A 21,665-nucleotide genomic window follows, 5' to 3' on the forward strand; every position below is an offset into this window, starting at 1 on the left:
GAATTTATGTCATCAAAAAGAGCTATGCGACAAGCACAAAAACAAGCATTCGCTAAACATAGATCTAATATTTCAAATAGTAGATTTGATTTTAAAAAAAAAAATTTAGATAAACTTAAGGAAAATAAAAAAAAGAAAACCTAACTTTGGTTTGCAAATTTTTCTATTTTTTTACACGTAGAAATTTTTGAAATCCCTTCGATATCGTTCATAACACTTTTAATAAATATCTCAGGCTTGTTCTTTTCAATTAATATTTGAGTATAAAATTGAGGATAACCATGTTTTAAAGTAAAAATTTTACCATCCTCTTCGTAAATATTTCTTACATAGGAGTTTGATTTTTTTACACTTAAATCAGTAATTCTATATTTTTGATAAGTTTTTTCTGCATAAACATAATTTCTAGTCATAATTAATTCATTAAGATTAAATATGTATTCATTTTTTAAATATTTATCTTCTTTATGATCACATTTACTTAAAATTATAATTTCTGAAAATGAATGATTTATAAATAAGAAAGAAAATAAAATGAGAGAAAAAAAAAATAATTTATTTTTTTTCATTTTTTTCTGCAAAAAATAATCCAATTAAAAAAAGTGCTGTCCACCCAATACCCAGTAATGCTTTAGGGCTAGTCTCAGCGCTCCACATATCTAAAACTAAAGCACCAAAGATTAGTCCTATAATATAAATTATAACTACAATTGTTGATTTACTCATTTTTAAGATTTTTTTTGAATAGAGATATGCCGTTATTTATTTTATGCTCATAAGACTCGTTAAAACTATCTAACTGCCAACCAGTTAATCTTTTTCTGATACTTTCTAAATTATTTTGTTTCCATTCATCTGTAGTTTCTTCTAGTTTCCACAGTTTTTTTTCATCATTATTTCTTCCACAACCATAACAATAACCTGTTGAAGGATCTGTTTTGCAAATACTAATACAAGGCGAAATAATCATATTATTTATATTTTTATATCCTTTTACACTATTATTCGGATTGGACAAATGAGTTCAATAATATATAAAGCACCTAATTTAACTGGGGCGATGGCGGAATTGGTAGACGCGCTGGTCTTAGGAACCAGTCGAGCAATCGGTGAAGGTTCGAGTCCTTTTCGCCCTACCATTAAATGATTATGAAAGTAACTGTAGAAAATAAAAAAGGTTTAAATAAAGATCTAAAAATTTTTATCGATAAAGAGACTATGAACTCTTATATGGATGAAAAATATGAAGAGATCAAAGGAACAGTAAATTTAAAAGGTTTTCGACCAGGAAAAGTACCAAAAGAAATTTTAAAAAGACAATTTGGCAAAGCTGTATTTGGTGAAGTATTAGACAAAGTTTTAAAAGACACATCTACAAAAGCGTTAGAAGAAAACAAAATTAAACCAGCAGGTCAGCCAAAATTAGATCTAAAGACATATGGTGAAGATAAAGAATTGGAATATGTCTTGTCAGTTACAGAATTACCTAAAGTAGAGATTAAATCATTAGAAAACATTAAATTTGATGAATACACTGTTAAAATTGATGATAGTGAGACAGATAAAAGAATAAAAGAAATTGCTAAGAACCAACCAAATTTCAAGGAAGGTGCAGCAGATACGAAAGCAAAAGAAGGTGATCTAGTTGCATTAGATTACAAAGCAACAATTGATGGAAAAGAATTTAAAGGAAGTGAAGGAAAAAATACACAGCTTACATTAGGTAAAGATTTATTTTTGAAAGGTTTTGATAAGCAGCTAATTGGTGTTAAAAAAGATGATGAAAAACTTGTTGAAGCAACACTTCCAGAAAATTATCCTGAAAAAGAATTAGTTAATAAAAAAGCTAAATTTAATTGTAAAATTTTATCAGTTAAACAACCACAAGAGGTGAAAATAGATGATGATTTTGCAAAAAATTTAGGAGCTAAAGATTTGAAAGATCTTAAAGCTTTAATTTCAAAACAAATAAATGACGAATATAAAAATTCTTTAGATCAACTTTCAAAAAATCAAATTTTAAAAGAAATTGAAAAAATTAAAGTTGAAGAAGTTCCAGAAAACTTAATTGAAGAAGAGGTTAAAATTCTTTCACAAGGTATGTCTGAAGAGGAGGCTAAAAAAAATAAAAAATCTTTTGAAGAAAAAGCAAAAACAAGAATTAAAACTGGGTTAATCTTAAATGAATTTGGTGAAAAAAATCAAATCAAAGTTAGTGAACAAGAAATTCAAGCTGAAGTTCAAAAACAATTAAGAATGATGCCAGGACAAGAGAAAATGGTTATGGATTTTTATCAAAAAAATCCGTCTGCTTTAGCCAGTCTAAGAGGGACAGTTTATGAGGAGAAAATTTTAAATCTTATAAAAGAAAAAGGTAAACCAAATAAAAAAGAAATTTCAAAAGATGAGGCAGAAAAAATCTTAAAAGAAGCTCACAAACATGATCACGATCATGACCATGATCATTCACATGATCACGAACCAAAAAAAGAAACAAAAAAGAAACCTGCAGTAAAAGCTTCAGAGAAAAAAAAACCTTCTGCAAAAACAGCAAAAGCAAAACCAGCCGCTAAAAAAACAAAAAAAGTTAGCAAAAAGTAATCACAAGTTGTATAAGTAGAAAGAATCAACTTATGACAACAAAATTATCAGAACATATGAGCAATCTAGTGCCGATGGTTGTAGAGCAATCAAGCAAAGGTGAGAGAGCTTATGATATTTATTCAAGACTTCTAAAGGAAAGAATTATTTTTTTAACAGGTCAGATAAATGACAATATTGCATCCTTAGTAACAGCTCAGTTATTATTTTTAGAAGCTGAAGATCCTAAAAAAGAAATTTATTTATATATCAATAGTCCTGGTGGATTGGTTACAGCTGGTCTTGGGATTTACGATACAATGCAATATGTAAAACCTGATATATCAACTTTATGTATTGGCCAAGCTGCATCAATGGGATCATTTTTGTTGGCTGCAGGAACTAAGGGTAAAAGGTTTTCGTTACCCAACTCAAGAATAATGGTTCACCAACCTTCAGCAGGTTTTCAAGGACAAGCTACAGATATTGAAATACATGCAAATGAAGTCTTGTCATTAAAGAAAAGATTAAATGAAATTTACTCAAAACATACAGGTAAAACTGTTGATGAAATAAAATCTGCATTAGAGAGAGACAATTTCATGACCGCTGATGTCGCAAAATCATTTGGTCTTATTGACGAAGTAGTAGAAAAAAGATCATAATACACAATATATTGACAACTTACTAATCCAAACTTGATTAGTATGAGTCATCTATAATAAAGTAATGAAATTGATTCGTTTAAAAAATTATGAGTACAAATAATAAAAATATTCTTTACTGTTCTTTTTGTGGAAAGAGCCAACACGAGGTTAGAAAATTAATCGCAGGTCCAACTGTATTTATTTGTGATGAATGTGTTGAGCTTTGTATGGATATAATAAAGGAGGAAAGCAAAGATACTTTTGTTAAACACCAAGATGGTCTTCCTTCACCAAAAGAAATTTGCACAGTACTAGATGATTATGTAATTGGTCAAGCTCACGCTAAGAAAGTTTTGTCAGTAGCTGTACATAATCATTACAAAAGACTTAATTATGAAAATAAAACTAGCAAGAATGTAGAATTATCTAAATCCAACATTTTATTAGTTGGTCCTACTGGTTGTGGTAAAACTTTATTAGCACAAACTTTAGCTAGAATTTTAGATGTTCCATTTACAATGGCAGATGCAACAACATTGACTGAAGCAGGATATGTTGGTGAAGATGTTGAAAATATTATTTTAAAATTACTTCAAGCTTCAGATTATAATGTTGAAAAAGCACAACGTGGAATAGTGTATATCGACGAGGTTGATAAGATTAGTAGAAAATCTGAGAATCCATCCATTACAAGAGATGTATCTGGAGAAGGAGTTCAGCAAGCTTTATTAAAGATAATGGAAGGAACTGTCGCAAGTGTTCCACCTCAAGGAGGTAGAAAACATCCTCAACAAGAGTTTTTACAAGTAGACACAACAAATATTCTTTTTATTTGTGGAGGTGCTTTTGCTGGATTAGACAAAATTATTTCTCAAAGAGATAAAGGCACTTCAATCGGCTTTGGAGCTGACGTAAAAAACACTCAAGACAAGAAAACAGGAGAGTGGATGAAGGGATTAGAACCTGAGGATTTATTAAAATTTGGATTGATACCAGAGTTTATTGGAAGACTACCAATGATAGCAACTCTTGAGGATTTAGATGAAAAATCATTGATCAAAATTTTACAAGAACCTAAAAATTCTCTAACAAAACAGTATCAAGAACTCTTTAAGTTGGATGGAGCGAAATTAACATTTAAAGAAAATGCTCTTAAAGAAATAGCTCAAAAAGCAATTAGCAAAAAAACAGGTGCAAGAGGTTTAAGATCAATTTTAGAAAATATATTATTAAAAACTATGTATGATCTCCCAAGCCAAGATAACATTGAAGAAGTAATTGTTGATGCAGGTGCCGCAAGAGGTCAATCACAACCAATTTTAGTTCATTCTAAAGGCGAAAATAAATCTAAGTCTGGCAAAACATCAGCGGCTTAATATCCTTAATAAGTAACAAAAACCTATTGCAATATAATATATAATATCCATATTAATCCCATGGATGTTAAAATATCATTGCCGTTATTACCTTTAAGAGACATTGTAGTCTTCCCAAGCATGGTAATACCTTTGTTTGTGGGAAGAGATAAATCTATTTCTGCTCTTAATGAGGTGATGAAAAAAGATAAGAAGATTATTCTTGTAACACAAAAAAACTCAGAGATTGATGATCCTAAGAAAACAGATGTATTTATGTATGGTTGTGAGGGAAGCATCCTACAATTATTAAAGTTACCAGATGGAACTGTAAAAGTTTTAGTAGAAGGAATTAAAAGAGTTAAAATTTTAGACTTTAAAGATAACGAGAAATTTATTACGTGTGACTATACATATTTCAATGATATTTTGCCAAAAGAGGAAGATTTATTTCCTTTAGCAGCTACTGCTTTAAGAAGATTAGAAAAGTTAACTTCAATAAATAAGAAAATTTCGAACGAAACAATAAATACAATTAAGCAGTTAAAAGATCCTTCGCAAATAGCTGATAATATTGCTTCACATATCACAGCTACAATTTCTGAAAAACAACAAATTTTTGAAACAGTTGATGTTAAGAAGAGATTGAACGCCATAATCAAAATTATGGAGAATGAAACAAGTATAATAGGTGTAGAGAAAAGAATTCGAGGAAGAGTTAAAACTCAAATGGAGAAAACCCAGAGAGAATATTACTTAAATGAACAACTTAAAGCTATTCAAAAAGAACTCGGTGAGATTGAAGACGGCAAAGACGAAACTACAAGTCTAAATAAAGCTATCACAAAAGCAAAAATGCCAAAAGAAGTTGAAAAGAAATGTCTACAAGAGCTTAAAAAATTGAAGAACATGAGCCCAATGTCAGCTGAAGCTACTGTGGTTAGAAACTACCTTGATTGGATGACGGAACTACCTTGGCACAAGAAAAGTGAAGTTGATATCGATTTAACTAAGGCATTAAATATTCTTGATAAAGATCATTTTGGTCTAGAGAAAGTTAAAGAAAGAATAATAGAATTTTTAGCTGTTCAAAAAAGAATGGAAAAAATTAAAGGCCCAATATTATGTTTGGTTGGTCCCCCAGGTGTTGGTAAAACATCTTTAGGTAAATCTATTGCAAAAGCAACTAACAGAGAATTTGTTAGAATGTCTGTAGGTGGGATGAGAGACGAAGCGGAAATAAGAGGGCACAGAAGAACTTATATCGGATCATTACCAGGTAAAATAATTCAAATGATGAAAAAAGCTGGAACAAAAAATCCTCTAATTTTATTAGATGAGATAGATAAAATTGGAAATGATTATAGAGGTGATCCATCTTCAGCGTTATTAGAAGCGTTAGACCCAGAACAAAATACAACTTTTAACGATCACTATTTAGAAGTTGATTATGATTTATCTGATGTAATGTTTGTAACAACAGCAAATACTTTAAATATTTTACCTCCTTTATTAGACAGAATGGAAGTAATAAGATTGGCTGGTTACACTGAAGATGAAAAAATTAGTATAGCTAATAAATATCTACTTCCTAAACAAATTAAAGATAACGGTGTCAAAGAAAAAGAAATGAAACTGGAAGACGACATCATAAAAGAAGTAATTAGAGGATACACAAAAGAGTCAGGAGTTAGAAATTTAGAGAGAGAAATTTCTAAACTTGCTAGAAAAGTTGTTAAGAAAATTGTAGCTGGTGAAGAAAAAGAAGTCCAAATTAATAATAAAAATTTATCTGATTTTCTTGGTGTAGCTAAATTTAAATTTGGAGAATTAGAAGCTGAAAATAGAGTAGGTATTGTAACTGGACTTGCTTGGACTGAGTATGGTGGGGAAATTTTAAAAATTGAAACAGTAACTATGCCTGGTAAAGGAAGAATGCAGATTACTGGTAAGCTAGGTGATGTGATGCAAGAATCTGTAAAAGCTGCAAAATCTTTTGTTAGATCAAAATGTTTAGAGTATGGAATTATTCCACCTCTATTTGAGAAAAAAGATTTTCACATTCATGTACCTGAAGGAGCAACACCAAAAGATGGTCCATCTGCCGGAATAGGAATGGTTACTTCAATTGTTTCATCGATTACAAATATACCTGTGAGAAGAGATGTTGCGATGACTGGTGAGGTAACATTAACAGGTCAGGTATTGCCAATAGGCGGTCTTAAAGAAAAATTATTAGCTGCTCATAGGGCTGGAATTAAAGAAGTTTTGATTCCAAAAGAAAATGAAAAAGATTTAGTTGATATGCCTAAAAAAATTATAGATGATATTAAAATTACGCCAGTTGAATATGCAGACCAGGTAATTAAAATTGCTTTAACTAAAGAACTTAAACCTACGGAATGGGTTGAGGTAGATTTAGCTAAAAAAGACGATAAATCTCAAGCTAGTATTCAATAATAATTAATTTACTTTATTTAAGTGTTGATGTAATAAGTAGCTCTGTTTTGGGGCGGTTAGCTCAGTTGGTAGAGCATCTCGTTTACACCGAGGGGGTCAAAGGTTCGAGTCCTTTACTGCCCACCAAACAAATTAAGTGGGGGTGTAGCTCAGTTGGTTAGAGCGATCGCCTGTCACGCGATAGGTCGAGGGTTCGAGTCCCTTCACTCCCGCCACTTTTTCCCAATAAACTGTCTGTTAATATTAATAAAATGTGACTTATCTTCCCTTCAACATCAGATAAAAACTGATATATAGATTTTCATGTTATCTGAATTTTTAAAAGATTACCTACCGATTATTCTATTTTTAGTTATTGCTCTTGGTTTGAGTGTTGCTTTTGTAGTGTTAAATTTTTTACTTTCTCCAAAAAAACCTGATCCAGAAAAGTTGTCTGCGTATGAATGTGGTTTCGAACCATTTCAAGACTCTAGAATGGAGTTTGATGTAAGATTTTACTTAGTTGCAATTCTATTTATTATATTTGATCTTGAAATTGCCTTTTTATTTCCATGGGCAATATCATTAGGAAACATTGGTCTATTAGGTTTTTCATCAATGATGATTTTTCTATTCATACTAACAGTTGGTTTTATTTATGAATGGAAAAAAGGTGCTCTAGATTGGGAATAAAATTAATTTAATGAACGATAAAATAGAACAAGTTCCTGAAGAGTTTAAACAACTTGCTAAAGATTTTAGTAAAAATGGTTTTATAACGACATCGTTGGATAATTTAATTAATTGGTCCAGATCTGGCTCTTTGCATTGGATGACTTTTGGTCTTGCATGCTGTGCAGTTGAAATGATGCAAACAGCAATGCCTAGATATGACTTAGAAAGATTTGGAGCTGCTCCGCGTGGATCACCAAGACAATCAGATGTGATGATTGTTGCCGGAACATTGACCAACAAAATGGCACCAGCATTAAGAAAGGTCTATGATCAAATGCCAGAACCTAGATATGTAATTTCTATGGGTAGCTGTGCTAATGGTGGAGGTTATTATCATTATTCATATTCAGTTGTTAGAGGGTGTGATCGTATAGTTCCAGTTGACGTTTATGTTCCAGGATGCCCTCCTTCTGCAGAGGCATTATTATATGGAATTTTGCAATTACAAAAAAAAATTAGAAACAAAGGATCTTTTATAAGATAGTCATGAATAGTTTAGAGGATCTAGAAAAAAAAATTAATTCTGAATTAACCACGAAAATTAATAATTCAGAAATAAAACATAATCAAATTTATCTAGAAACAGATAAAGATGATTTTTTAGATGTAATTTTATTCTTAAAAACTAATCTTGATACAAAATTTCGGCAGTTAATAGATATTACTGTTGTGGATTATCCTGAAAATAATCAAAGATTTCAAGTAGTTTACTTATTTTTAAGTCATGAATTTAATCAAAGACTAGTTCTAAAATACTCCATTTCTGAAAATGAAGTTATACCTTCTTTAACAAGTGTTTTTCCTGCAGCAAATTGGATGGAAAGAGAAGTTTTTGACATGTATGGTGTAAATTTCAAAGATCATCCCGATTTAAGAAGAATACTTACAGATTATGGCTTCGAAGGACATCCTTTAAGAAAAGATTTTCCTTTAACTGGTCATTCCGAAGTTAGATATAGCGAAGATCAAAAAAAAGTTATTAGCGAACCAGTTAAACTAGAGCAAAATTATAGAAATTTTGATTACGAAAGTCCTTGGGAAGGAACAAAATACATTAAAGAAGAAATTGAAAATAATGACAAAAAAAATTAAAAATTTAAATCTAAATTTTGGTCCTCAACATCCAGCAGCTCACGGTGTATTAAGATTAATATTAGAATTAGACGGTGAGGTTGTTGAAAAAGCAGACCCACATATAGGTTTGCTTCACAGAGGCACTGAAAAATTAATTGAAAACAAAACATATATGCAGGCTGTTCCTTATTTTGACCGTTTGGATTACGTAGCTCCAATGAATCAAGAACATGCCTTTGCTCTTGCTATAGAAAAAATTCTTAAAATAGATGTGCCGATCAGAGCTCAGTATATAAGAGTTATTTTTTGTGAAATAGGACGAATATTAAGTCATATTCTTAACGTAACAACTCAAGCACTTGATGTTGGCGCTTTAACTCCATCACTTTGGGGTTTTGAAGAACGAGAAACATTAATGACATTTTACGAAAGAGCTTCTGGATCAAGATTACACGCCAACTACTTTAGAGCAGGAGGTGTTCACCAAGATTTACCAAAAGGTTTAGAGGAAGATATCTCAAACTTTTGCGATACATTTCCAAAAGTGATTAATGATTTGGAAAGTCTTTTAACAGACAATAGAATTTTCAAACAAAGAAATGTTGATATTGGAATTGTAAGTAAAGAGGATGCTTTAGATTATTCTTTTTCAGGAGTTATGATTAGAGGATCAGGAGTACCTTGGGATTTAAGAAAGTCTCAACCTTATGATTGTTATGAAGATTTAGATTTTAAAATACCAGTTGGAAAAAATGGTGATTGTTACGATAGATATTTATGCAGAATTGAAGAGATGAAAGAGAGTGTTTCTATTATCAAACAGTGTTTATCTAAAATGGAAAAAGGACCAATTAAATCATTAGATGGCAAAATTAGCCCGCCATCAAAAAAAGATATTAAGCAATCAATGGAAGCGTTAATTCATCATTTTAAACTATTTACTGAGGGTTATAGAGTACCTAAGGACGAGATTTACACAGCTGTTGAAGCACCTAAGGGAGAATTTGGAGTTTATTTAATTTCTGATGGTTCAAGCAAACCTTATAAATGCAAGATTAGAGCCCCAGGTTTTTCACATTTGCAATCAATGGATTATTTAATTAAAGGACACATGTTAGCAGATGTACCAGCAGTTTTAGGTTCATTAGACATTGTTTTCGGTGAGGTGGATAGATGAGTTTAAGAAAACCATCAAAAGATCAACCAGAAAGTTTCGAATTTAATACTACCTCTTTAGAGGCAGCAAATAATATTGTTGCAAAATATCCAAAAGGAAAACAACAAAGTGCTGTGATGGCCTTACTTTATATTGCTCAAAGACAAAATAATAATTGGATACCATTAGCTGCAATGAAGTATATCGCTAAGTTTTTAGACATGCCTTATATAAAAGTTTATGAGGTTGCCACTTTCTACACAATGTACAATCTATCTCCAGTTGGAAAATATTTTGTTCAAGTATGTACTACAACACCTTGTATGATAAGAGGTGCAAATAAATTGGTTGAAGCTTGTAAGGAAAAAATTTCTGAAAATGAATGTGAATTATCAAGTGATAAGAGTTGTTCATGGATGGAAGTTGAATGCTTAGGTGCATGCGTGACTGCTCCTATGATGCAAATAAATGATGATTATTACGAAGATCTTGATAAAGAAAAAACATCTGAGATTTTGGATAAAATTTTAAATGGAGAGACTCCAAAACCAGGTTCATACAGAGGAAGAATTAATAATGAGCCAGAGAATAATAGAAAAACACTAACGGATTTAAAAAATGCTTAAAGATCAAGATAGAATTTTTCAAAATTTATATAATGATAAAGGTTCTGATGTAGCAGCGTCACAATCAAGAGGTGATTGGGTAAACACTAAAGAAATTACTGAAAAAGGAAGAGATTGGATTATTAATGAAATTAAAGAGTCTCAACTTAGAGGTCGAGGTGGAGCAGGATTTCCTACTGGTTTAAAGTGGTCATTTGCACCCAAAGAAGTTGGATCCAGACCACATTATTTAGTTATTAATGGTGATGAGTCTGAACCAGGCACTTGTAAAGATAGAGATATTTTAAGATTTGAACCTCATAAACTAATAGAGGGTTGCCTAATAGCATCATACGCAGTTCAAGCACACGTTTGCTACATATATATTAGAGGAGAATATTTTGTTGATGGTCAAAAACTTCAAGCTGCAATTGATGAAGCTTATGAGAAAAAACTATTGGGAAAAAATGCAGCTGGAACTGACTGGGATTTAGATATTTATATTCATTATGGAGCAGGAGCGTATATTTGTGGTGAAGAAACAGCATTACTTGAAAGTTTAGAGGGTAAAAAGGGTCAACCAAGACTAAAACCACCTTTCCCAGCTTTGATTGGTTTATATGGGTGTCCAACTATAATTAATAATGTTGAAACGATTGCTGTAGTACCAACTATTTTACGAAGAGGAGCGAAATGGTTTGCTTCTTTAGGAAGAGAAAAAAATACCGGTACTAAAATTTTCTGTATTTCTGGAAATGTTAACAATCCTTGTAATGTAGAAGAGGAAATGAGCATTCCTTTAAAAGAATTAATAGAAGTTCACGCTGGTGGAGTGATTGGCGGATGGGATAATTTACAAGCTGTAATACCAGGTGGATCCTCTATGCCTCTAATTCCAAAAGACAGATGTGAAACATTAAAAATGGATTTTGATGCGTGTGTCGAAGAAAAAAGTGGATTAGGGACAGCAGGGATAGTGGTTATCAATAAAGATCAGGACATTATTAAATGTATGGCGAGAATTGCTAGATTTTACAAACATGAAAGTTGTGGACAATGTACACCTTGCAGAGAAGGTTCTGGATGGATGTGGAGAATGCTTGAACGTATGGCAAAAGGTGATGCAACTAAAGATGAAGTAGACATGTTAGGAGATGTAACAACCCAAATCGCTGGTCATACAATTTGTGCATTTGGAGAAGGTTCTTCATGGCCAGTTCAAGGTTTGTTAAGACATTTTAAAAAAGAAATTCAAGAAAGAAACAATTTGGACCCAATTGTTCAGAAAAAAAATAATATACCTTATTTGGTTGATCAACATTTATTAGATAAAAAAAATGCTTAAATTGAAAGTAAATGACATTGATGTAGAAGTTGAAGAAGGGCTAACAGTTCTTCAAGCCTGTGAAAAAGCAGGAGTTGAGATACCTAGATTTTGTTATCATGAAAAATTATCTATAGCTGGAAATTGCAGAATGTGTTTGGTTGAAATGGAAAAATCACCAAAACCTATTGCATCATGTGCAATGCCTGCTGCAGAGGGAATGAATATTAAAACAAATACAAGTTTAGTTGAAAAAGCTAGAAAAGGTGTAATGGAATTTTTACTAGCAAATCACCCTTTAGATTGTCCTGTATGTGACCAAGGTGGTGAGTGTGATCTTCAAGATCAATCAATGTTTTATGGGGTAGATAAATCAAGATTTAAAGAAAATAAAAGAGCAGTTCCAGAAAAAAATATGGGCCCATTAATCAAAACTCAAATGACAAGATGCATACATTGTACAAGATGTGTGCGATTTGCTACTGAAGTTGCAGGCGTTCCAGAACTTGGTGCTATAGGTAGAGGTGAGGATATGCAAATTACAACATATCTTGAGCAATCAATGCAATCAGAATTATCTGCCAATGTAGTTGATTTATGTCCTGTTGGAGCTTTGACATCAAAACCTTATGTTTTTGAAGCGAGACCATGGGAGTTAAAAAAGACTGAAACAATTGATGTCATGGATGCAATAGGTTCAAACATTAGAGTTGATACATACGATTGGGAAGTAAAAAGAGTTCTTCCAATAATTAATGAAGATATTAACGAAGAATGGATTTCAGATAAAACTAGATATGCGTGTGATGGCTTACTTCATCAAAGATTAGATACCCCGTATATTAAATACAATGGTAAATTTGAGAAAGCTTCGTGGCAAGAAGTTTACAAAATAATAAAATCTAAATTAGAAAATACATCAAAAGAAAAAGTATCTGGTTTTGTTGGAGATTTAACAAACATGGAAACTGCGTACATTTTTAAAGAATTTTTTGACCGAACAGTTGAAACTGATAATTATGAATCAAGATCAGATAACAGATATATTAATATTTCAAAAAGAGAAAATTATTTGTTTAATTCCTCAATTAACGGAATTGAAGATGCTGATTTAATTTTATTGTTAGGCGCCAATCCTAGGTATGAAGCCACAATTTTAAATGCAAGAATTAGAAAATCTTATCTAAATAATAGTACAAGAATTGTATCATTAAATGATTGTGGAGATCTAACTTATCCTTATGAAAGCTTAGATGGACAAACTAAAACAATAAAAGAAATTATAGATGACACACATAAACTTTCAAAAGAAATAGAAAGTGCAAAAAAACCAATGATAATTATTGGTGAGTCTTTATTAAGATTAGAAAATGCACAATATTTATTTGATAATTTAAAAGATTTTTTGAATAAAAAAAACAAGTTCTCAGAAGAGTGGAATCCTTTGAATGTTTTATCATGTGATGCAGCAACTGTAGGAAATTTTGATTTAGGGGTTTTAAATAATAAAACAAATTTAATAGAAGATTTAAAATCAAATAAATTTGAAATAGTGTTTTTAATAGGTCAAGATAATTTAAATTTTGTTAAAAAAAATGAATTTGTTATTTATCAAGGGAGCCATGGTGACAAAGGGGCAGAGTGTGCAGATATAATTTTACCTGGCTCAGCTTATACAGAACAAGACGGTTATTATACAAATTTAGAGGGAAAAATTCAAAAAGCATTTAAGGCTTCTTATCCACCTGGTGATGCAAAAGAAGATTGGCAGATAATAAATGAACTAGCTGAATTCATGAATAATAGAAAATTGTTTAACGATAAAGAAGAGCTAGATAGCAGCATGTTAAATTATTTAAAATTGCAAAGTGAAAAACAAACTGAACAAAATAATAACAAATCGAATTCTGATTTTAAAAATGAAAATTTAAAAATTGAAATTAAAGATTATTATTTTTCTAATGTTGTTGCTAAATCATCAAAAACAATGATTGAGTGCAATAATGCAAAAATGAATTTAAAATCAACAGGCACAGAAGGTTAAGATGGAATATTTAAATATAGTCTTTCAAGAGATATACAAAATTTTATTTTTGTTAGTTCCAGTTTTGGTTTCTGTAGCTATGATTGTTTGGCTAGATAGACGAGTTTGGGCTTTTGTCCAAAAAAGACAAGGACCTAATGTAGTTGGACCATTTGGATTACTTCAGTCATTAGCTGATGCGTTGAAATATATTTTTAAAGAAATAATCATCCCATCAAGCTCAAACAAAGTAATCTTCATATTAGCACCTATCGTTACTATGACATTAGCCTTGATAGCTTGGGCTGTTATACCATTTAGTGCAACACAGGTCTTAGCTGATATTAATGTCGGTATACTTTATCTATTTGCTGTTTCATCGCTAGGTGTTTATGGAATAATTATGGGAGGATGGGCTTCAAACTCTAAATATCCTTTCCTAGGTGCAATTAGATCTGCGGCTCAAATGGTATCATATGAAGTTTCTATTGGAGTTATTATCATCAATGTATTGTTGTGCGTAGGCTCATTGAATTTAAATGACATCGTAATTGCTCAACAAAATCTATGGTTTGTAATTCCGTTATTTCCAATGTTTGTAATATTTTTTATCTCTGCTTTAGCTGAAACTAATAGACCACCTTTTGATTTACCTGAAGCTGAAGCAGAATTGGTTGCTGGATACCAGACAGAATATTCAGGAATGATGTATGCAATGTTTTGGTTAGGTGAGTATGCAAACATCTTATTGATGTGTGCTATGGGAGCTATATTATTCTTAGGTGGTTGGTTATCTCCAATAGATATTTATCCATTTACTTTAATTCCAGGTGCAATTTGGTTAATTTTAAAAATTTTACTTTTATTTTTCTTATTTGCTTTAGTAAAAGCAATTGTACCAAGATATAGATATGACCAATTAATGAGATTAGGTTGGAAAGTATTTCTTCCTTTGTCATTAACTTGGGTTGTTTTAACTGCGAGTTATTTATTTTACTTTAACCTTTTACCAACAAACTAATTATGAATTTATCTAGATTTTTTAAAACTATTTTCATGGTTGATTTTGTAGGCGGTTTGTTCATTGCAATAAAAGAATTGTTTAAACCAAAAAAAACAATCAATTATCCTTTTGAAAAAGGAAAAATTAGCCCAAGATATAGAGGTGAGCACGCTTTAAGAAGATATCCAAATGGAGAAGAAAGATGTATTGCATGCAAACTTTGTGAAGCTGTATGTCCTGCCCAAGCAATTACAATTGAATCTGCTCAGAGAGAAGATGGCAGTAGAAAAACTACTCGTTATGACATTGATATGATGAAATGCATTTATTGTGGTCTATGTGAAGAGGCTTGTCCTGTTGATGCTATAGTGCAAGGTCCAAATTTTGAATTTTCGACAGAGACAAGAGAAGAATTATATTACACAAAAGAAAAACTATTAGATAATGGTGATAGATGGGAGAATATTCTAGACGCTAATATAAAAGCAGATAGTTCACATAGATAAATGATTGCTCACGCTATTTTCTTCTACACTTTTTCTATAATTGCAGTTGTTTCTGCAATAATGGTTACAGTATCTAAAAATACTGTTCATTCAGTATTTTTTTTAATATTAGATTTTATCAGTATTTCTTGTCTATTTATTATGATTGGTGCTGAGTTCTTAGGTATGATAATGTTAATAGTTTACGTTGGAGCCGTAGCAGTTTTATTTCTTTTTGTTGTAATGATGCTAAATGTTGCTCAACAAAAAAATCAATGGTTTGCGTCTGCTGCTAGCTCAAAACATATTCCTGTTGGACTAATTATTAGCACAATCATTTTCTTTGAATTAATTATTGTAATTGGTGGATGGAAGTATAAACCAGAGATTTTTGATGTTAACAATTCATTAAAAGTTTCAGACTTAAGCAACACACACTCACTAGGTCAAGTATTATACACTGATTACATACATATATTTCAAATCAGTGGTATGATTTTGTTAGTTGCGATGGTTGGAGCAATCGTTCTGACTTTTAGACAAAGATCAAACGTTAAAAGACAAAGTTATATAAAACAAATTTCTCGTGAAAGAGCAGAAGGAGTAAGTGTTGTAGAAGTTGCTTCTAACAAAGGAGTTAAAATAGATGACTGAGATAGGTTTAGGGCACTATTTAACTTTAGGTGCTGTAATTTTTTCAATTGGAGTTATTGGAATTTTTCTTAATAGAAAAAATATTATTGTTATATTAATGAGTATTGAGTTGATTTTATTAGCTGTAAATATCAACTTAGTTGCTTTTTCAATTTTTCTTGGAGATTTAGCTGGTCAAGTATTTACCTTATTTATTTTAACTGTAGCAGCTGCAGAAGCTGCGATTGGTTTAGCTATAATCGTTGTTTACTACAGAAACTCTGGAACTATAAGAGTTGAAGAAATTGATGAGTTGAAAGGATAATAATGGAACTTTCAATTTTATTTCTTCCATTAATAGCATCAATTATTTCAGGCTTTTTTGGACGTTACATCGGTGATAGAAATTCTGAAATAGTAACTAGTGCATTAGTTTCTATATCTGCAATTTTATCAATAATTGTTTTATATCAGGTAATTGTTAATCAATATGAGGAAAATATTGTTATAGCAACTTGGATTAATTCAGGTTCACTTGATGTTAATTGGTCAATGTTAATTGATCCTCTATCAGCTGTGATGTTGGTTGTAGTTACTTCTGTATCAGCATTAGTCCATATTTATTCTATCGGATACATGTCTCACGATCCACATAAACCAAGATTTATGGCTTACCTATCATTATTTACATTTGCAATGTTAATGCTTGTAACATCAGATAATTTTATTCAACTATTTTTTGGTTGGGAGGGAGTTGGTCTTTGTTCTTACTTCCTAATTGGTTTTTGGTTTAAAAAAGAAAGTGCTAATGCAGCTGCAATCAAAGCATTTGTAGTTAATAGAGTAGGTGACTTTGGTTTTGCGTTAGGTATTTTTTTAGTTTTTTATTTATTTGGAACTGTAAATTATGATGAAGTTTTCCAACAAATTCCAACAGTTGTAGATAAAGATTTATCCTTCTTAGGTTTTGAGGTTAAAGCGATAGATTTGGTTTGCTTATTGTTATTTATCGGAGCTATGGGTAAATCAGCTCAAATCTTACTTCATACATGGTTACCTGATGCGATGGAGGGACCAACACCAGTTTCTGCTTTAATTCATGCTGCAACAATGGTTACAGCAGGCGTATTTTTAGTTGTTAGATGTTCACCTATATATGAATTTTCTCCAGTAATTTTAAACTTGATTACTGTAGTTGGAATGACAACAGCTTTTTTTGCTGCAACGGTAGCATTGGTTCAAACAGATATTAAAAAAATAATTGCTTATTCAACTTGCAGTCAGTTAGGTTACATGTTTTTCGCAGCTGGTGTAGGAGCTTACAATGTTGCTATGTTTCATTTATTTACGCATGCTTTTTTTAAAGCTTTATTATTTTTAGGATCAGGATCAGTAATTCATGCTTTTAAAGATGAGCAAAATATTAATAACATGGGAGGTGTATGGAGAAAACTACCTTACACTTATGCTTTAATGATTATTGGAACTCTTGCTTTAACAGGTTTTCCTTTCTTATCAGGCTTTTACTCAAAAGATGCAATTATTGAATTTGCATATTTAAAAGGAAATACAACAGGTTACTATGCAGCTGGTATTGGAATAGTTACTGCATTTTTAACGTCAGTATATTCGTGGAGACTAATATTCAAAACATTTCATGGCGAATACAATAATAAAGAGATTAAAATTGAGGAAACGCACGAGTCACCTTTGGTAATGCTTGTTCCGTTATTTGTGCTTTCTATTGGTGCAATTTTTGCAGGCATGTTATTTAAAGATTTGTTCATTGGACATGGTGATGAAAATTACTTTTGGTCAGAATCAATCAAATTTTTAGAACCTCTAAGCACAGATCATCCACCAACATGGTTTTTACTTTTAACACCTAGTTTAGTTATCCTATCAATACCTATTGCTTATTATTTATTTGTTAAGAACAAAGAATTGCCAAATGAAATAGCGTCAATGAACAAACCTTTATACAATTTCCTTGTCAATAAATGGTACTTCGATGAGTTGTATGAGGTTATCTTTATTAAATCATCGAAAAAACTTGGGACATTTTTATGGAAAGTCTGTGATGGAACTATAATAGATGGATTTGGTCCTGATGGAATTTCTTCTTTTATAAAAAAATGTTCGATTAAAGCAAATAAATTTCAAAGTGGTTTTATCTACCAATATGCTTTTGTAATGTTGTTAGGTTTTTCTGCTTTATTAACCTTTTTGATAGTTAAATAATGAGCTTTCCAATTTTATCATCTTTAATCTTGTTACCTACTATAGGAGCTCTTTTTTTATTTTTTACAAAAGATAAAGATGGAAATAATTCTACAGCTAAATATGTAGCTTTATTTACAAGTATAGTTAATTTTTTAATTTCTATTTATTTGTGGATATCTTTTGACCAAAGTATATCTGATTTCCAATTTGTAGAAGATAGAACATGGATTGAAGGATTTATTAATTATAAAGTTGGTGTTGATGGAATTTCCATATTATTTATAATCTTAACAACCTTTATAACTCCACTTTGTATCATTTCAGTTAACAATTCAGTAAAAAATAGATTACGAGATTTTTTAATTGCAATTTTAATCATGGAAAGTTTCATGATTGGTGTGTTTTGTGCACTTGATTTAGTTGTTTTTTATTTATTTTTTGAGGCTGGATTAATCCCAATGTTTTTAATTATTGGTATTTGGGGTGGTCCAAAACGTGTTTATTCAGCATTTAAATTTTTTCTATATACTTTGCTCGGATCAGTCTTAATGCTGGTTGCGATCATTTCAATATACTGGATATCAGGTACAACTGATGTAGTTAAACTTTATGAAATTGGAATTGATGCTAAATACCAAAATTTATTATGGTTAGCTTTCTTTAGTTCTTTTGCAGTAAAAACACCTATGTGGCCTGTTCACACTTGGTTGCCAGATGCCCATGTTGAAGCTCCTACTGCTGGTTCAGTTTTATTAGCTGCTATTCTATTAAAAATGGCAGGATATGGTTTTATTAGGTTTTCACTAGGATTATTTCCTGTGGCTTCTGAAGTATTCACACCTCTTATTTATACTTTAAGTGTTATAGCAATAATTTTTACTTCTTTTATCGCTTTAATGCAGGAAGACATGAAAAAGTTAATAGCATATTCGTCTGTAGCACATATGGGTTTTGTAACTTTAGGTATTTTTACTCTTCAACAGCAAGGTATAGAAGGAAGTATAATTCAGATGATTAGTCATGGATTAGTTTCTGCAGCTCTATTTTTATGTGTTGGTGTTGTTTATGACCGTATGCATTCAAGGATGATAAATTCTTATGGTGGTATAGTTGCCATAATACCAAAGTATTCGATTTTATTTATGTTGTTTACATTAGCCGCTTTAGGGTTACCTGGAACAAGTGGTTTTATTGGTGAATTTTTAATTTTAATGGGTGCCTTTAAGGATAATTTTTTAGTAGCTGTGTTAGCAAGCTTAGGAGTAATTTTAGGAGCTGCTTATATGCTTTGGTTGTATAAAAGAGTTGTTTTTGGGAAATTAGTTAATGAAGATTTAAAACAAATGTTAGATTTGAATAAATCAGAATATGTAATTTTAACATGCTTAGCTATACCAACTTTATTTTTTGGTTTTTATCCAGATCCTTTGATTAATACAATTGAGGTTTCCGTTTCAGATTTAATAAATATGCATAATATTAATTTAGCGAGTAAATAACATGGAAAATTTAAATTTAATTTTACCTGAAATTTTTATCTCATTATCAATAATGTTTTTACTTGTATTGGGAGTATTTAAAAAAAATAGTTCAGGCATTACTTTTAACTTGTCTTTATTTGTATTTTTGATCGCCGCTATAATTACTATTAACGAAACTTTCTCTGTGAATAGAGAAACTTTGTTTAATGGCAGTGTTGTAATAGATAAGATGTCTTCATTTATGAAGATAATAACATTGTTGGGCGGTTTTCTAGTATTAGTTATTTCTTCTAGTTATTTAAAAATTTTTAAAATTTTTAATATTGAATATCCAGTTTTAATTTTGAGTTCTGTGCTGGGAATGATGGTCATGATTAGTTCTAATGATTTAATTGTATTTTATATGGGTCTAGAGTTACAATCATTAGCCTTATATGTTTTAGCAACTTATAATAGAGATCAACTAAAATCATCGGAAGCAGGTTTAAAATATTTTGTATTAAGTGCTTTATCATCAGGATTATTACTTTATGGATGTTCACTAATTTATGGTTTTTCAGGATCTACAAACTTTGATGTGATTTCCACACAACTTAATTCAAATGAGTATGTACTGACTTTTGGGATAGTTTTTATTTTAGTAGGTTTAGCATTCAAAATTTCAGCAGTGCCATTCCATATGTGGGCACCAGACGTATACGAAGGATCTCCAACTACAGTAACTTTATTTTTTACAATGGTACCAAAAATTGCTGCGTTAACTGTATTTATTAGATTTTTATATGTTCCATTTTTAAATCTAATCGATCAATGGCAAATGATAATTGTATTTTTATCTATTGCCTCAATGCTTTTTGGAGCAATTGCAGCAATTGGACAAACAAACATTAAAAGACTAGTTGCTTATAGCTCTATTGGACACATAGGATATACATTGGCTGGTCTTGCCACTGCTTCTAATGAAGGAATTCAAAGTTCAATAATTTATATTTCAATTTATGTTGTAATGAATTTGGCTCTTTTTTCTTGTTTGTTAATGCTTAAAAGAAATAATCAATATTACGAAGATATTGATGACTTATCTGGTTTATCGAAAAATCATCCATTATTATCACTTTCTTTACTTGTAATATTGTTTTCATTGGCAGGGATACCACCATTAGCAGGATTTTTTGCTAAGTTTTATGTTTTCAAAGCAGTTTTAGAACAATCAATGTATTTTTTAGCTATTGTTGGATTGTTATCTACTGTTGTTGCAGCTTTCTATTACTTAAGAATAATTAAGATTATGTACTTTGATAAAGAAAAAGATAAATATGATACGGATCATAGTTTATGGTTAAAATTTTCATTAACTTTTTCTACAATATTAATTCTTTTATACTTCATATTTCCAAGTCAATTAATTGAGGTAGTATCAAGAATTAATATTATTTAATGAAATTTAAGAAATTTAATTTTAAAATAATAAAAAGCACTAACGATACAGCTGCAAGAATAATAAAAAAAACTAACTATAAATTTGGAATGGTTGTTGCTGAAAAACAATTTAGTGGTCGAGGTCAATATGGAAGAAAATGGATTTCATATAAAGGTAATTTATTTGCCTCTTTTTTTCATCCATTTGATGAAAATAAATTGTCAATAGAAAGAGTTACAAAGTTAAATTGTAATTTAGTTAAACAAACACTCTCTAAATATATAAAAAATAAAATTAACTTTAAAAAACCAAACGATTTATTAATTAATAAGAAAAAGATTAGTGGGATTTTACAAGAAATTATAACGAAATCAGATAAAAAATTTTTAATTACAGGAATAGGAATTAATGTAATAAAAAATCCAAATATTAAAAATTATCCATCTACAAATTTATATAAAATAACAGGACAAAAAATTAAT

General features: G+C 30.6%; 23 protein-coding genes and 3 tRNA genes. 23 read left to right on the plus strand and 3 right to left on the minus strand.

What is annotated here, in order from left to right; genetic code table 11:
* Nucleotides 1-6: 6 nt before the first annotated feature.
* The gene (locus ACTTA5_RS06150) at nucleotides 7-144 is read left to right on the plus strand and encodes a hypothetical protein (RefSeq protein WP_179850441.1); all 138 of its coding nucleotides are present in this window, start codon (nucleotides 7-9) and stop codon (nucleotides 142-144) included.
* On the opposite strand, the gene ACTTA5_RS06155 is transcribed toward ACTTA5_RS06150, so the two are convergent.
* Genes ACTTA5_RS06155 through ACTTA5_RS06165 form a run of 3 tightly spaced genes read right to left on the minus strand, consistent with a single transcriptional unit; the run spans nucleotide 141 to nucleotide 970 of the window.
* Nucleotides 141-569 (minus strand): hypothetical protein, encoded by a 429-nt coding sequence (locus ACTTA5_RS06155; protein WP_440648715.1) that lies wholly within the window; start codon nucleotides 567-569, stop codon nucleotides 141-143. The genes ACTTA5_RS06150 and ACTTA5_RS06155 overlap by 4 nt on opposite strands.
* Complete coding sequence (locus ACTTA5_RS06160) at nucleotides 556-726, minus strand: hypothetical protein (protein ID WP_179850442.1); 171 nt, start codon at nucleotides 724-726, stop codon at nucleotides 556-558. Before ACTTA5_RS06160 ends, ACTTA5_RS06155 begins: the two co-directional genes overlap by 14 nt.
* Entirely contained in the window at nucleotides 719-970 is a 252-nt protein-coding gene (locus ACTTA5_RS06165) for a DUF1289 domain-containing protein (protein WP_075506630.1), read from the minus strand. Before ACTTA5_RS06165 ends, ACTTA5_RS06160 begins: the two co-directional genes overlap by 8 nt.
* An 84-nt stretch (nucleotides 971-1,054) precedes the next feature.
* Between ACTTA5_RS06165 and ACTTA5_RS06170 the strand changes: the two genes are divergently transcribed.
* From ACTTA5_RS06170 to ACTTA5_RS06275, 22 genes are all read left to right on the plus strand, one after another.
* Nucleotides 1,055-1,139: transfer RNA gene (locus ACTTA5_RS06170), tRNA-Leu, on the plus strand.
* Between the two features lie 10 nt (nucleotides 1,140-1,149).
* Complete coding sequence (tig, locus tag ACTTA5_RS06175) at nucleotides 1,150-2,601, plus strand: trigger factor (RefSeq protein ID WP_440648717.1); 1,452 nt, start codon at nucleotides 1,150-1,152, stop codon at nucleotides 2,599-2,601.
* A gap of 32 nt (nucleotides 2,602-2,633) precedes the next feature.
* Nucleotides 2,634-3,245 (plus strand): ATP-dependent Clp endopeptidase proteolytic subunit ClpP, encoded by a 612-nt coding sequence (gene clpP, locus ACTTA5_RS06180; protein WP_262589313.1) that lies wholly within the window; start codon nucleotides 2,634-2,636, stop codon nucleotides 3,243-3,245.
* 89 nt (nucleotides 3,246-3,334) lie between these two features.
* Complete coding sequence (gene clpX / locus ACTTA5_RS06185) at nucleotides 3,335-4,603, plus strand: ATP-dependent Clp protease ATP-binding subunit ClpX (RefSeq protein ID WP_440648719.1); 1,269 nt, start codon at nucleotides 3,335-3,337, stop codon at nucleotides 4,601-4,603.
* Between the two features lie 60 nt (nucleotides 4,604-4,663).
* On the plus strand, nucleotides 4,664-7,042 hold the full coding sequence (gene lon, locus ACTTA5_RS06190; protein WP_440648721.1) for an endopeptidase La: 2,379 nt from the start codon (nucleotides 4,664-4,666) through the stop codon (nucleotides 7,040-7,042).
* Between the two features lie 50 nt (nucleotides 7,043-7,092).
* A tRNA-Val gene (locus ACTTA5_RS06195) sits at nucleotides 7,093-7,168 on the plus strand.
* A 12-nt stretch (nucleotides 7,169-7,180) separates the two neighbouring features.
* Nucleotides 7,181-7,257, plus strand: a tRNA-Asp gene (locus tag ACTTA5_RS06200).
* A gap of 88 nt (nucleotides 7,258-7,345) precedes the next feature.
* Nucleotides 7,346-7,714 carry an NADH-quinone oxidoreductase subunit A gene (locus ACTTA5_RS06205; protein ID WP_075506634.1) on the plus strand — a complete coding sequence of 123 codons (369 nt, stop codon included), beginning with the start codon at nucleotides 7,346-7,348 and terminating at the stop codon, nucleotides 7,712-7,714.
* Nucleotides 7,715-7,724: 10 nt separating this feature from the next.
* Nucleotides 7,725-8,240 (plus strand): NuoB/complex I 20 kDa subunit family protein, encoded by a 516-nt coding sequence (locus ACTTA5_RS06210; protein WP_440648723.1) that lies wholly within the window; start codon nucleotides 7,725-7,727, stop codon nucleotides 8,238-8,240.
* Nucleotides 8,241-8,242: 2 nt separating this feature from the next.
* Entirely contained in the window at nucleotides 8,243-8,848 is a 606-nt protein-coding gene (locus ACTTA5_RS06215; RefSeq protein ID WP_075506636.1) for an NADH-quinone oxidoreductase subunit C, read from the plus strand.
* Complete coding sequence (locus ACTTA5_RS06220) at nucleotides 8,832-10,007, plus strand: NADH-quinone oxidoreductase subunit D (RefSeq protein ID WP_440648725.1); 1,176 nt, start codon at nucleotides 8,832-8,834, stop codon at nucleotides 10,005-10,007. The genes ACTTA5_RS06215 and ACTTA5_RS06220 overlap by 17 nt, the downstream gene beginning before the upstream one ends.
* Nucleotides 10,004-10,612 carry an NADH-quinone oxidoreductase subunit NuoE gene (nuoE, locus tag ACTTA5_RS06225; protein ID WP_440648727.1) on the plus strand — a complete coding sequence of 203 codons (609 nt, stop codon included), beginning with the start codon at nucleotides 10,004-10,006 and terminating at the stop codon, nucleotides 10,610-10,612. The genes ACTTA5_RS06220 and nuoE overlap by 4 nt, the downstream gene beginning before the upstream one ends.
* Nucleotides 10,605-11,936 (plus strand): NADH-quinone oxidoreductase subunit NuoF, encoded by a 1,332-nt coding sequence (gene nuoF, locus ACTTA5_RS06230; RefSeq protein ID WP_440648729.1) that lies wholly within the window; start codon nucleotides 10,605-10,607, stop codon nucleotides 11,934-11,936. The genes nuoE and nuoF overlap by 8 nt, the downstream gene beginning before the upstream one ends.
* A complete protein-coding gene (gene nuoG / locus ACTTA5_RS06235; protein WP_440648731.1) occupies nucleotides 11,929-13,959 on the plus strand; it encodes an NADH-quinone oxidoreductase subunit NuoG in 2,031 nt (676 codons plus the stop codon). The genes nuoF and nuoG overlap by 8 nt, the downstream gene beginning before the upstream one ends.
* A gap of 1 nt (nucleotide 13,960) precedes the next feature.
* Entirely contained in the window at nucleotides 13,961-14,959 is a 999-nt protein-coding gene (nuoH, locus tag ACTTA5_RS06240; RefSeq protein ID WP_440648733.1) for an NADH-quinone oxidoreductase subunit NuoH, read from the plus strand.
* Nucleotides 14,960-14,961: 2 nt separating this feature from the next.
* Entirely contained in the window at nucleotides 14,962-15,447 is a 486-nt protein-coding gene (gene nuoI, locus ACTTA5_RS06245) for an NADH-quinone oxidoreductase subunit NuoI (protein ID WP_440648735.1), read from the plus strand.
* Nucleotides 15,448-16,080: an NADH-quinone oxidoreductase subunit J gene (locus tag ACTTA5_RS06250; protein ID WP_440634894.1), complete on the plus strand. Its 633-nt coding sequence runs from the start codon at nucleotides 15,448-15,450 to the stop codon at nucleotides 16,078-16,080.
* Nucleotides 16,073-16,384: an NADH-quinone oxidoreductase subunit NuoK gene (gene nuoK, locus ACTTA5_RS06255; RefSeq protein WP_075506644.1), complete on the plus strand. Its 312-nt coding sequence runs from the start codon at nucleotides 16,073-16,075 to the stop codon at nucleotides 16,382-16,384. Before ACTTA5_RS06250 ends, nuoK begins: the two co-directional genes overlap by 8 nt.
* A gap of 2 nt (nucleotides 16,385-16,386) precedes the next feature.
* Nucleotides 16,387-18,300, plus strand: a complete 1,914-nt coding sequence (gene nuoL / locus ACTTA5_RS06260) for an NADH-quinone oxidoreductase subunit L (RefSeq protein WP_440648737.1) — start codon at nucleotides 16,387-16,389, stop codon at nucleotides 18,298-18,300.
* On the plus strand, nucleotides 18,300-19,781 hold the full coding sequence (locus tag ACTTA5_RS06265) for an NADH-quinone oxidoreductase subunit M (protein ID WP_440648739.1): 1,482 nt from the start codon (nucleotides 18,300-18,302) through the stop codon (nucleotides 19,779-19,781). The genes nuoL and ACTTA5_RS06265 overlap by 1 nt, the downstream gene beginning before the upstream one ends.
* Nucleotide 19,782: 1 nt before the next feature.
* Entirely contained in the window at nucleotides 19,783-21,201 is a 1,419-nt protein-coding gene (gene nuoN / locus ACTTA5_RS06270; RefSeq protein ID WP_440648740.1) for an NADH-quinone oxidoreductase subunit NuoN, read from the plus strand.
* On the plus strand, nucleotides 21,201-21,665 hold a 465-nt coding region (locus tag ACTTA5_RS06275; RefSeq protein ID WP_440648742.1), incomplete at its 3' end, for a biotin--[acetyl-CoA-carboxylase] ligase. The genes nuoN and ACTTA5_RS06275, both read left to right, overlap by 1 nt.

Source organism: Candidatus Pelagibacter sp. HIMB1521 (assembly GCF_052047875.1).
GTDB lineage: Bacteria > Pseudomonadota > Alphaproteobacteria > Pelagibacterales > Pelagibacteraceae > Pelagibacter.

Excerpts from the sequence above, each read along its gene's own strand:
- ACTTA5_RS06150 (WP_179850441.1), top strand. The coding sequence starts at position 7 with ATGTCATCAAAAAGAGCTATGCGACAAGCACAAAAACAAGCATTCGCT.
- ACTTA5_RS06155 (WP_440648715.1), bottom strand. The coding sequence starts at position 569 with ATGAAAAAAAATAAATTATTTTTTTTTTCTCTCATTTTATTTTCTTTC.
- ACTTA5_RS06160 (WP_179850442.1), bottom strand. The coding sequence starts at position 726 with ATGAGTAAATCAACAATTGTAGTTATAATTTATATTATAGGACTAATC.
- ACTTA5_RS06165 (WP_075506630.1), bottom strand. The coding sequence starts at position 970 with ATGATTATTTCGCCTTGTATTAGTATTTGCAAAACAGATCCTTCAACA.
- tig (WP_440648717.1), top strand. The coding sequence starts at position 1,150 with ATGAAAGTAACTGTAGAAAATAAAAAAGGTTTAAATAAAGATCTAAAA.
- clpP (WP_262589313.1), top strand. The coding sequence starts at position 2,634 with ATGACAACAAAATTATCAGAACATATGAGCAATCTAGTGCCGATGGTT.
- clpX (WP_440648719.1), top strand. The coding sequence starts at position 3,335 with ATGAGTACAAATAATAAAAATATTCTTTACTGTTCTTTTTGTGGAAAG.
- lon (WP_440648721.1), top strand. The coding sequence starts at position 4,664 with ATGGATGTTAAAATATCATTGCCGTTATTACCTTTAAGAGACATTGTA.
- ACTTA5_RS06205 (WP_075506634.1), top strand. The coding sequence starts at position 7,346 with ATGTTATCTGAATTTTTAAAAGATTACCTACCGATTATTCTATTTTTA.
- ACTTA5_RS06210 (WP_440648723.1), top strand. The coding sequence starts at position 7,725 with ATGAACGATAAAATAGAACAAGTTCCTGAAGAGTTTAAACAACTTGCT.
- ACTTA5_RS06215 (WP_075506636.1), top strand. The coding sequence starts at position 8,243 with ATGAATAGTTTAGAGGATCTAGAAAAAAAAATTAATTCTGAATTAACC.
- ACTTA5_RS06220 (WP_440648725.1), top strand. The coding sequence starts at position 8,832 with ATGACAAAAAAAATTAAAAATTTAAATCTAAATTTTGGTCCTCAACAT.
- nuoE (WP_440648727.1), top strand. The coding sequence starts at position 10,004 with ATGAGTTTAAGAAAACCATCAAAAGATCAACCAGAAAGTTTCGAATTT.
- nuoF (WP_440648729.1), top strand. The coding sequence starts at position 10,605 with ATGCTTAAAGATCAAGATAGAATTTTTCAAAATTTATATAATGATAAA.
- nuoG (WP_440648731.1), top strand. The coding sequence starts at position 11,929 with ATGCTTAAATTGAAAGTAAATGACATTGATGTAGAAGTTGAAGAAGGG.
- nuoH (WP_440648733.1), top strand. The coding sequence starts at position 13,961 with ATGGAATATTTAAATATAGTCTTTCAAGAGATATACAAAATTTTATTT.
- nuoI (WP_440648735.1), top strand. The coding sequence starts at position 14,962 with ATGAATTTATCTAGATTTTTTAAAACTATTTTCATGGTTGATTTTGTA.
- ACTTA5_RS06250 (WP_440634894.1), top strand. The coding sequence starts at position 15,448 with ATGATTGCTCACGCTATTTTCTTCTACACTTTTTCTATAATTGCAGTT.
- nuoK (WP_075506644.1), top strand. The coding sequence starts at position 16,073 with ATGACTGAGATAGGTTTAGGGCACTATTTAACTTTAGGTGCTGTAATT.
- nuoL (WP_440648737.1), top strand. The coding sequence starts at position 16,387 with ATGGAACTTTCAATTTTATTTCTTCCATTAATAGCATCAATTATTTCA.
- ACTTA5_RS06265 (WP_440648739.1), top strand. The coding sequence starts at position 18,300 with ATGAGCTTTCCAATTTTATCATCTTTAATCTTGTTACCTACTATAGGA.
- nuoN (WP_440648740.1), top strand. The coding sequence starts at position 19,783 with ATGGAAAATTTAAATTTAATTTTACCTGAAATTTTTATCTCATTATCA.